Origin of the sequence: Enterobacter cloacae complex sp. IR5422, from assembly GCF_049238165.1 — a bacterium.
Taxonomy (GTDB): domain Bacteria; phylum Pseudomonadota; class Gammaproteobacteria; order Enterobacterales; family Enterobacteriaceae; genus Enterobacter; species Enterobacter roggenkampii.
Genome location: NZ_JBMKHT010000079.1, coordinates 1 through 9,590, shown reverse-complemented (window position 1 = coordinate 9,590; position 9,590 = coordinate 1). Strand labels below are relative to the sequence as shown.

The window sequence follows — 9,590 nt, the reverse complement described above, 5'->3', positions numbered from 1 at the left end:
CAGGGCCAAAATCAGCCACGAAGAGACGATTTTGGGCTGAAAATTGGAAAATTGAGCCACAGGACGTCGATAAAGGACGGTTTGGGGCGTCATATCGGGAGCTGCGGACCACTTAATCGCAACTTCCCTAACCTGTTGGATAACCAGACTTTCCGAAAAGAGCTGGAAAAAATCGTTGTTGACCAGTCGCTTAGTGCTGAGTTGCGAAATGAACTGTCCGCACTGGCTTCAAAACAACCTTAACCATCATGCTGTTTTAACGGATTAATCAAGGAATGCTCATGTCTGTACAAAATAATATTGCTGGCGGGGAAAGCGTGGTGCTGGAACGTCCTGCTGTGGGTGGTGTATACGCCTCACTGTTTGAGAAAATCAATCTGAATCCTGTCTCCGAGCTGAGTGCGCTGGACATCTGGCAAGATGCACAGGCGATGTCCGATGCGACCGCTGACGAGCGTCTGACAGCAGGTATGCAGGTCTTTCTGGAATGCCTGACCAAGGCAGGCTCGAAAGTCGAAAAACTGGATAAAAGCCTGATCGATCATCACATCGCTGAGCTCGATTACCAGATAAGCCGCCAGCTCGACGCCGTTATGCACCATGAAGAGTTTCAGGCGGTTGAGAGCCTGTGGCGCGGCGTGAAGTCGCTGGTTGATAAAACGGATTTTCGCCAGAACGTGAAAATTGAGCTTCTGAGCATGTCTAAAGAAGAGCTGCGCCAGGACTTTGAAGACAGCCCGGAAATCATCCAGAGTGGCCTGTATAAACACGCCTATATTGATGAATATGATACCCCTGGCGGCGAGCCGATTGCGGCGCTGATTTCCGCTTATGAGTTCGATGCTTCAGCGCAGGATGTCGCTCTGCTGCGCAACATCTCAAAAGTATCCGCAGCTGCACATATGCCGTTTATCGGCTCAGCAGGCCCGAAATTCTTCCTCAAGGAGTCAATGGAAGACGTCGCTGCGATTAAAGATATTGGCAACTATTTTGATCGCGCCGAGTACATCAAGTGGAAATCATTCCGCGATACGGACGACGCTCGCTACATTGGTCTGGTGATGCCCCGCGTACTGGGACGCCTGCCGTATGGCCCGGATACCGTTCCGGTTCGCAGCTTCAACTATGTCGAAGAAGTCAAAGGTCCGGATCACGACAAATACCTGTGGACGAATGCGTCGTTTGCCTTCGCGTCCAACATGGTGCGTAGCTTCATCAATAATGGCTGGTGTGTACAGATCCGTGGCCCGCAGGCCGGTGGTGCGGTTCAGGATCTGCCTATCCATCTGTATGACCTGGGTACCGGCAATCAGGTAAAAATCCCGAGTGAAGTGATGATCCCTGAAACGCGTGAATTCGAATTCGCGAATCTGGGCTTTATTCCGTTGTCCTATTACAAAAACCGCGATTACGCCTGCTTCTTCTCGGCGAACTCCACCCAAAAACCGGCGCTGTATGACACCGCTGATGCGACCGCCAACAGCCGCATCAACGCGCGTCTGCCGTACATCTTCCTGCTGTCGCGTATCGCCCACTACCTGAAGCTGATTCAGCGCGAGAACATCGGTACCACCAAGGATCGCCGACTGCTGGAGCTGGAGCTGAACACCTGGGTCCGCACTCTGGTAACCGAAATGACCGATCCGGGTGACGAACTGCAGGCGTCTCATCCACTGCGTGATGCAAAAGTTGTGGTGGAAGATATTGAAGATAACCCGGGCTTTTTCCGCGTGAAATTGTATGCGATTCCGCACTTCCAGGTGGAAGGGATGGACGTCAACCTGTCGCTGGTTTCCCAGATGCCGAAAGCGAAATCGTAAGGCGAGGGCAGGGATGAAAATTTATCGTCCACTGTGGAACGAGGGGGCTTTACTGTCCCCTCAACAGTTCCAGCAGCAGGCTGAATGGGAGTCTTTTCGCAGTGCTGGTATATCAGCGCTGGCATCCCCATTCCCTTGGGGTGTGGAAAAGATTGAGTTTAATGACGATCTTCTATCGTCCGGTCTGATCCAGATTACGCAGTTACGCCTCTGGCTGGAAGATGGCTCACTTATTGATGCGCAAACGAGCGATCTGCCTCCGGCGCCGCGTGAGTTAGATGCCAGCCAACTGGCAGGTCGTGATGCGGTAACTGTCGTCATTGCACTTCCCCATATGCAGCCAGGGGTGGTTAATGTTGAACAGGAGGGGGTCAGTGCAGACAGGCCACTTCGCTATCGGGAAGAGTGGGTAACATTGCAGGATGCCTTTGGCTCTGAAGAAGAGTCCGTGGCAGTTGCCCGGTTTAATTTCACTATCCGGTTTGCCCATGAAAGCAATGATTCCTGGAAAGTGTGCTCGGTAGCAAGACTGATCCGGGATGGGCAAAATGCGTGGCGACAGGATCCGTCTTTTATTCCTTCAGTGGCGTCATTTGGGGCAAGCTCAGTCCTGCGCGAACGTCTGATGCTGCTCAATCGTCAGTTACGGTCCCGACGCCAGCGTCTGATGACGATGCGTCGTGAGAGCAACGAAAGGCTCGCCGATTTTGCTGTCGCCGATGTTTCCCTTTTCTGGTTGCTGAATGCACTGAATTCTCACGCCAGAGTGTTGACAGAATACGAACGTTTTCCTTCCCGTCCGCCTGAACAGGTTTGGGCGGAGCTTGCACGTCTGGCAGGCAGTATGCTGACTTTTTCACTGGACCATGATCTTGACGCCATACCGGGTTATGACCATGAGGAACCGGCCAATGCGTTTCCCCCGCTGTTTGACCTGATCACAGGTTTGCTGGAGGCCAGTCTGCCATCACGTGTCATTGCTCTGGAAATGTCCCGCCCGGACGGACAGACCTGGAAGGCCAACCTCCACGATATCCGTCTGCGTGAAGAGGCCGACCTTTATCTCTCTGTGCGCTCTGATATCCCGGCCTGGCAGGTTGCCGAGAAATTCCCTGCTCTCTGCCAGGCGGGTTCACCTGATGATGTCCGCGAGATCTATGGCGCTGCGCTGAAGGGGATCCCTTTGATTCCCGTCAGCAGAGTTCCGGCAGCGTTGCCTGTACGTATGGAAAACCAGTACTTCGCGCTTGATATGGAAAGCCCCGCAGCGCATGAAATGCAGGAGCAGGGCGTGTGTATGTTCTATGTGCCTGAATTACTTGGTGCTCTGGAACTTGAACTGTTTGCGGTATTGCGCTCATGAGAAAGGATATCGATATCGACCAGCTGATGGCGGAGACCTGGCTTACCGTCACTATGCTTAAGAAAGGCGCCGTCACGCTTAATGGCGCTGCGCTTTACAACAAATGCGTTAAACAGGTTGAAAGTGTGCGGGAAGCGCTGGAACGTGCCGGTTATGACGATGCCAGTGTCGAGCATATTTCCTACGCACAATGTGCTCTGCTGGACGAGACAGTGATGAGCCGTAAGCCTGAAAAAAGTGAGGAAGATGAGGAGCCGAAAGTTGATGATGGTCAGGCCGCCTGGCGTAAAGCTCCTCTTCAGGCTCGTTTTTTTGGCTCACTTCGTGCAGGTGAAGCGCTGTGGGATCGAATTGCAGAGGTTCTGCGTCAGCCTTCACCGAACCCGGCCGTTTTAACCTGTTATCACCGTGTGATTGCGCTAGGCTTTCAGGGATTATACAGCCTCAAGGCGGTCAGCCAGTCGCAGCGTGATGAGGTAGAAAAAGCCCTTTCTGAGCGAGTTTCTCCGCCTGATGCAGACCTGTCTCTGGTTGTTCACCGGATGGGGAAACATCGCTGGAGTCTGATGCGCTCAGTATGGTTCTGGATCGCGCTAGCCGTCGTTCTTACCGGAGTTATCTGGTGGGGGGGTCAATTGTGGCTTCAGGCCCTGTTATCAGCACAAATACCGGAGCTGCATGGCTAATGCGTAGATCAGTCATCATTCCGGTAATCCTGCACACCTTCGTAGCCGTTGGAGCGTTGCTGTGGTTGCTGTGGTATTTCATCCCGACAGGCAACGTGTTTAAAAGCCTGACCACTCTGCTGATTCTCCTGCTGGCAGGCTGGTATGTTTTTAACAACTGTCGGCGTGTAGAGCCTTCATCCGATGCTACCCTGTCGGCTGCTGAACTGCCATTACTCGACTCCCAGGGCCCCGTTGTACTGGTGTGTGGTGACATGCTGGATGCGTTGTTTCAGGGAAACTTTCTGCGTAAAACAGCCCAGGGATGGTGGTTACGGGCTGGTGACATCTGCCGGTTAACTGACATTGTCCGTAGCATACAGACGCAGTTCCCGCGCCATGTCGGTCAGCTATCGGTTATGTACCGCTGCCTGCCAGACCATCACCAGGATGAAGCCGTTCTTCGTTCCACACTGAAAACGCTCCGCCAGCAGTGTAAACAGATTAAATCCCTGACGGGGTTCACTCTGCCGGTTGTGTTGTGTGCCGAATTTTCCGGGCCAGAAACGCCCTGGATAATCGTTCGGGGTGATAAACCGATTGTCTGTCCGGTAAATGATTCGCCGCAGGCATTCATCGACTGGCAGCAGGCGGAAGACAATATCCTGGCACTGCCAGCCGTCAGTGAGGCATTTTCCTTTATCCGTAATACGCTTACTGATGAGCTGGAAAAGCCTGATCGGTTAACGCCTCCAGAACGAACATTCTCTGTGGCAATGCGCCTCGGTACCGTCCTTCCCGGTACAGAGTCAGTCTGGGCCGACTGGCTATATACCCTCACCTGTTTACAGTTTTTTCGAAAACCAGGGCAGACAGCACCGGCAAGTTTGTTTCCGGACGCGGTTCTGCCGCTGCTGGCACCTTTTGCTTCACCTGTGCAGGGGGGACAGCGTACCCGTCGTCTGATCCTGCTGGTGTGGCTGTGTGCCCTGACCGCATTGGGTATTTCTGCGCTCAATAATCGTGACCTGATCCGTCAGGTGAGTGCCGATTTACAGCGCTGGAATGCAATCCCGATGAACCACTATCGCCCTAAGGCAGAATCACTGGCCACCCTGAAGCAGGATGCGCTCCTGCTTGAACGCTGGCAGCGCCAGGGTGAACCTTTGCGTTACAGCCTGGGCTATTACCCGGGCCAACGACTGTGGCTGGCCTTGCAACAGGCTATCGATACCTGGACGCCTCCACCAGCACCTAAACCAAAACCAGTACCGAAAATTGTTCGTCTCGACAGCATGTCGCTGTTTGATTCCGGTAAGTCCGTGCTGAAACCGGGCTCCACCAAAATGCTGGTCAACTCGCTGGTCGGAATCAAGGCCAGACCAGACTGGCTCATCGTGGTAAGCGGCCACACAGACAATACCGGTGGCGTTCAGCTCAACCAGACCCTGTCTTTACAACGAGCTGAGGCCGTCCGTAACTGGATGCGTGATACCGGGGACGTACCGGAAAGTTGCTTTGCCGTGCAGGGTTACGGTGACAGCCGACCGATTGCATCAAACGACACGCCTGATGGCCGTGCGCATAACCGGCGTGTCGAGATTAGTCTGGTACCGCAGGCTGACGCCTGTCGTTTGCCAGGCGCAAAACACGCGTCACAGGATGTACGTGACGTTTCAACTAAAGAAATGGAGAAGTAAAACATGGCAATCCCAGTTTATCTGTGGCTGAAAGACGATGGCGGCGCTGACATTAAGGGTTCCGTAGATGTGAAAGATCGCGAAGGAAGCATCGAAGTTGTTGCTCAGGAACACAGCCTGTACATCCCGACCGATAACAATACTGGCAAACTGACCGGCACCCGTATTCACACGCCGTTCCTGTTTACCAAAGAAATCGACTCTTCCAGCCCGTACCTCTACAAAGCCGTGACCACGGGCCAGACCCTGAAGTCTGCTGAATTCAAGTGGTACAAAATCAATGACGCAGGCCAGGAAGTTGAGTATTTCAACACCAAGCTGGAAAACGTCAAGCTGGTGAAAGTTGCACCAAAAATGCACGACATCAAGGATGCCTCCTTCGAGAAGCATAACCACCTTGAGCAGATCGAACTGCGCTACGAAAAAATCACCTGGACCTACAAAGACGGCAACATCATTCATTCCGATTCCTGGAACGAACGCACCACAGCATAAGACTCTGGCGGGCAGATCCCTTCTGTCCGCCTTTTTGTTTTGCTCCGCACAGCGCCTTTCAGAAGGACGCTTTGCAGAGCAGTCTCACAATTTATCGGCATGAACCTTATGGGCATCGGTTGACGGCCAGGGGCGGTAGCGTGCCTGAACAAGAGGGAACGACATGGAACATCATTCAGCAGTCCTGCTACGACGACTTAACCCTTATTGCGCCAGAGCACTGGAGGGGGCGGCTTCTTTATGTCAGACCCGTGCGCATGCAGAAATCACGCCTGAGCACTGGCTGCTGAAACTGCTGGAGCAGGGGGAAGGTGACCTGACCGTTCTTGCCCGACGCTATGAATGGGATATGGATGCCGTCTGGCAGTCACTTCTGAGCTGGCTGGATGCACAGCCTCGCTCAGTTCGCACACGCCCGGAGCTTTCTGCTTCCCTCCAGACCCTGCTGAAACAGGCCTGGCTTGCCGCCACGCTCGCAGGAGATGAGCAGATCCGCAGCATACATTTGCTTATGGCCATGGTTGAAACGTCAGGGTTGACACGCTGTGATGGCCTCTGGCCTTTAATGACGCTAACCACCAGCCAGCTGGAAAGGTTACGTCCCCTGCTGGAAGCCCAGTCGGATGAGCGGCATGACGTTGCGCTCAGTGAGCAGTCTGGCAATGTCAGCATTATTGGCCGGGCTGCACCGTTACAGCATGAGGCACAATATCAGGCTGAAGGCGGAAGTGCGCAGCCTGCCGTTTCACAGGAAGAGTCCGTTCTCAATCGTTTTACAGTTGATGTGACTGCCCGTGCCCGGGAAGGAAAGATTGACCCGGTCTTTGGGCGCGATAACGAAATCCGTCAGATGGTGGATATTCTCTCCAGACGCAGGAAGAACAACCCGATCCTTGTTGGTGAACCCGGCGTTGGCAAAACGGCCCTGGTAGAAGGCCTGGCGCTGCGTATTGCCGAGGGCAATGTGCCCGAAAGTCTTAAGCCTGTCATCGTCAGGACACTGGATCTGGGTTTGCTTCAGGCAGGTGCCGGTGTGAAGGGGGAATTTGAACAGCGTCTGAAAAATATCATCGATGCGGTACAGCAATCCCCTGTACCGGTGCTGCTGTTTATTGATGAGGCGCACACCATTATCGGGGCGGGTAATCAAGCTGGCGGGGCAGATGCGGCTAATCTGCTGAAACCGGCGCTGGCGCGTGGCGAACTGCGTACCATCGCCGCCACTACCTGGAGTGAATACAAGCAGTATTTCGAACGTGACGCTGCTCTGGAGCGTCGCTTCCAGATGGTCAAGGTTGATGAGCCCGATGATGACACAGCCTGCCTGATGCTGCGCGGTCTTAAATCCCGCTACGCCGAACATCACGGCGTGCATATTACCGGTGAGGCCGTCCGGGCAGCGGTGACTCTCTCCCGCCGCTACCTGACAGGTCGCCAGTTGCCTGATAAAGCGGTGGATTTATTAGATACCGCTGCGGCCCGGGTGCGGATGAGCCTGGATACACTACCAGAACAGCTTACCCGGTTGCAGGCCCAACTGACATCGCTGGCAATAGAACAACAGGAGTTACTGGAGGATATTGCTCTGGGTAACGCTATTGATACCAGCCGTCTGCCGCAGATCGAACAACTTACTCTTAATCTTAACCAACAGAAAACAGCCCTTCAGTCACAGTATGAAACTGAAAAGCAGCTCACCGACTCGCTGAAAGCCTGCCGTGAAGACATCAGTCGTCAGAAGGAGATCTCTGCCTTCCAGCAGGAATTGGCACTGGTACAGAATAACAGCCCATTACTGGGTCTGGATGTTGATGTCCGCACCGTTGCGACCGTTATCGCCGACTGGACAGGGGTTCCTCTCTCGTCGCTGATGAAAGATGAGCAAACCGAATTGCTGACGCTGGAAGAGCAGCTGGCAATTCGTGTAGTCGGCCAAAGCCCTGCCCTTAATGCCATCGCCCAGCGTCTGAGGGCTTCAAAAACCGGCCTGACGCCGGAAAACGGACCTCAGGGTGTATTTTTACTGGTGGGCCCAAGCGGAGTGGGCAAAACGGAAACCGCGCTGGCGCTTGCTGACGTTATGTATGGTGGTGAGAAGTCGCTCATTACCATCAACCTGTCTGAATACCAGGAGCCGCACACGGTCTCGCAGTTGAAAGGCTCACCTCCGGGCTATGTAGGATATGGTCAGGGGGGAATACTCACCGAGGCAGTCCGTAAGCGGCCTTACAGCGTGGTGCTGCTCGATGAAGTGGAGAAGGCTCATCGGGATGTGATGAACCTGTTTTATCAGGTCTTTGACCGGGGCTTTATGCGGGACGGGGAAGGGCGTGAAATTGATTTCCGCAACACCGTGATCCTGATGACGTCCAACCTGGGCAGTGATCCGCTTATGCAGTTGCTGGATGAGCAGCCAGAAGCCACTGAGAGCGATCTGCATGAGTTGTTACGCCCGATCCTGCGCGATCATTTCCAGCCAGCACTGCTTGCTCGCTTCCAGACGGTGATATACCGCCCGCTGGCAATGGATGCCATGCGCACCATCGTCGGCATGAAGCTCGCACAGGTGAGCACGCGTCTGCAACGTCACTACGGCATTTCCACGCATATTGACGAAAGCCTCATCGACAAGCTGACGAAGGCGTGTTTGCTGCCGGATACCGGTGCCCGCAATGTGGACAGCCTGCTTAATCAGCAGATCCTGCCGGTTCTGAGCCAGCAGTTATTAAGCCATATGGCGGTCAAACAAAAGCCGTCCTCGCTACAGCTGACCTGGAATGAGGAAGAGGGCATTGTGCTGGCGTTTGACGCACAGGCAGAAGGAGAACCGTTATGAGCGGTTCGCTGATCAATAAGGCAACCGACAGGGTGCAACCGCTTTTAGGGCAGTCACGGTATCGTGTTGACGTTCATGGATGCAGCCATTTCCTTGATGTTCTGCGTTACAGCGCGGTGGAGTCCCTCAGCCAGCCCTGGCGGTATGACGTGGCGGTTACCTGCTCCTCGGCGGATATTGCCTGCGACACGTTGCTGCTGAAGCCGGCGTCATTCACTTTTCAGACCCCGGTGTTTGACGGAACACCGGCGCTGCCGGTCCGGACGGTTTATGGGGTGGTGGAGTCATTTCGCCGGATATCCACATCCGGTGAGGATTCCCGTTACGCACTGACGCTGGTTCCCCGTATCGCGCTTCTTGGCTTTACAAAGGGCAGCCAGATTTATCTCAACCTGTCGGTCACCGAAGTCGTTGAACAGGTACTGCGTAAACACGGTCTGGAAGGACAGGACTTTGAGTTCCGGCTCTCCCGCGAATATCCGTCTCGGGAGCTCATCACCCAGTGGCGGGAAACTGACCTTGCGTTTATCCAGCGCCTGCTTGCCGAAGTGGGCATTTACTGGCGTTATGAAATGGACAGCCGTCTTGAACAGGACGTGGTGATTTTTCAGGACAGTCAGCAGCAGTATGAATTTGGCGTCACGCTGCCATTACGCAACCAGGCCGGGATGAGTGACAGCGGGCAGGAGAGCATCTGGGATATTCAGACCG

General features: G+C 54.2%; 7 protein-coding genes and 1 pseudogene. All 8 read left to right on the top strand.

Going from position 1 to position 9,590, the window contains the following annotated elements:
* A pseudogene (locus ACOTXT_RS21685) lies at nucleotides 1–243 on the top strand (hypothetical protein); the annotation flags it as partial.
* A 32-nt stretch (nucleotides 244–275) separates the two neighbouring features.
* The gene (gene tssC / locus ACOTXT_RS21680; RefSeq protein ID WP_025912767.1) at nucleotides 276–1,820 is read left to right on the top strand and encodes a type VI secretion system contractile sheath large subunit; all 1,545 of its coding nucleotides are present in this window, start codon (nucleotides 276–278) and stop codon (nucleotides 1,818–1,820) included.
* A gap of 13 nt (nucleotides 1,821–1,833) precedes the next feature.
* Nucleotides 1,834–3,183: a type VI secretion system baseplate subunit TssK gene (gene tssK, locus ACOTXT_RS21675; RefSeq protein WP_021241777.1), complete on the top strand. Its 1,350-nt coding sequence runs from the start codon at nucleotides 1,834–1,836 to the stop codon at nucleotides 3,181–3,183.
* Entirely contained in the window at nucleotides 3,180–3,869 is a 690-nt protein-coding gene (tssL, locus tag ACOTXT_RS21670) for a type VI secretion system protein TssL, short form (RefSeq protein ID WP_021241776.1), read from the top strand. The genes tssK and tssL overlap by 4 nt, the downstream gene beginning before the upstream one ends.
* Complete coding sequence (locus ACOTXT_RS21665) at nucleotides 3,869–5,548, top strand: OmpA family protein (protein ID WP_320733277.1); 1,680 nt, start codon at nucleotides 3,869–3,871, stop codon at nucleotides 5,546–5,548. Before tssL ends, ACOTXT_RS21665 begins: the two co-directional genes overlap by 1 nt.
* 3 nt (nucleotides 5,549–5,551) lie before the next feature.
* A complete protein-coding gene (locus ACOTXT_RS21660; protein ID WP_023344630.1) occupies nucleotides 5,552–6,043 on the top strand; it encodes an Hcp family type VI secretion system effector in 492 nt (163 codons plus the stop codon).
* A gap of 163 nt (nucleotides 6,044–6,206) precedes the next feature.
* Complete coding sequence (tssH, locus tag ACOTXT_RS21655; RefSeq protein WP_320733276.1) at nucleotides 6,207–8,879, top strand: type VI secretion system ATPase TssH; 2,673 nt, start codon at nucleotides 6,207–6,209, stop codon at nucleotides 8,877–8,879.
* Nucleotides 8,876–9,590: type VI secretion system Vgr family protein (locus ACOTXT_RS21650; RefSeq protein ID WP_421625445.1), on the top strand; the 715-nt coding region annotated here is incomplete at its 3' end. The genes tssH and ACOTXT_RS21650, both read left to right, overlap by 4 nt.

What these genes read in the sequence shown, in the direction of transcription:
- tssC (WP_025912767.1), top strand. Translation starts at nt 276, where the DNA reads ATGCTCATGTCTGTACAAAATAATATTGCTGGCGGGGAAAGCGTGGTG.
- tssK (WP_021241777.1), top strand. Translation starts at nt 1,834, where the DNA reads ATGAAAATTTATCGTCCACTGTGGAACGAGGGGGCTTTACTGTCCCCT.
- tssL (WP_021241776.1), top strand. Translation starts at nt 3,180, where the DNA reads ATGAGAAAGGATATCGATATCGACCAGCTGATGGCGGAGACCTGGCTT.
- ACOTXT_RS21665 (WP_320733277.1), top strand. Translation starts at nt 3,869, where the DNA reads ATGCGTAGATCAGTCATCATTCCGGTAATCCTGCACACCTTCGTAGCC.
- ACOTXT_RS21660 (WP_023344630.1), top strand. Translation starts at nt 5,552, where the DNA reads ATGGCAATCCCAGTTTATCTGTGGCTGAAAGACGATGGCGGCGCTGAC.
- tssH (WP_320733276.1), top strand. Translation starts at nt 6,207, where the DNA reads ATGGAACATCATTCAGCAGTCCTGCTACGACGACTTAACCCTTATTGC.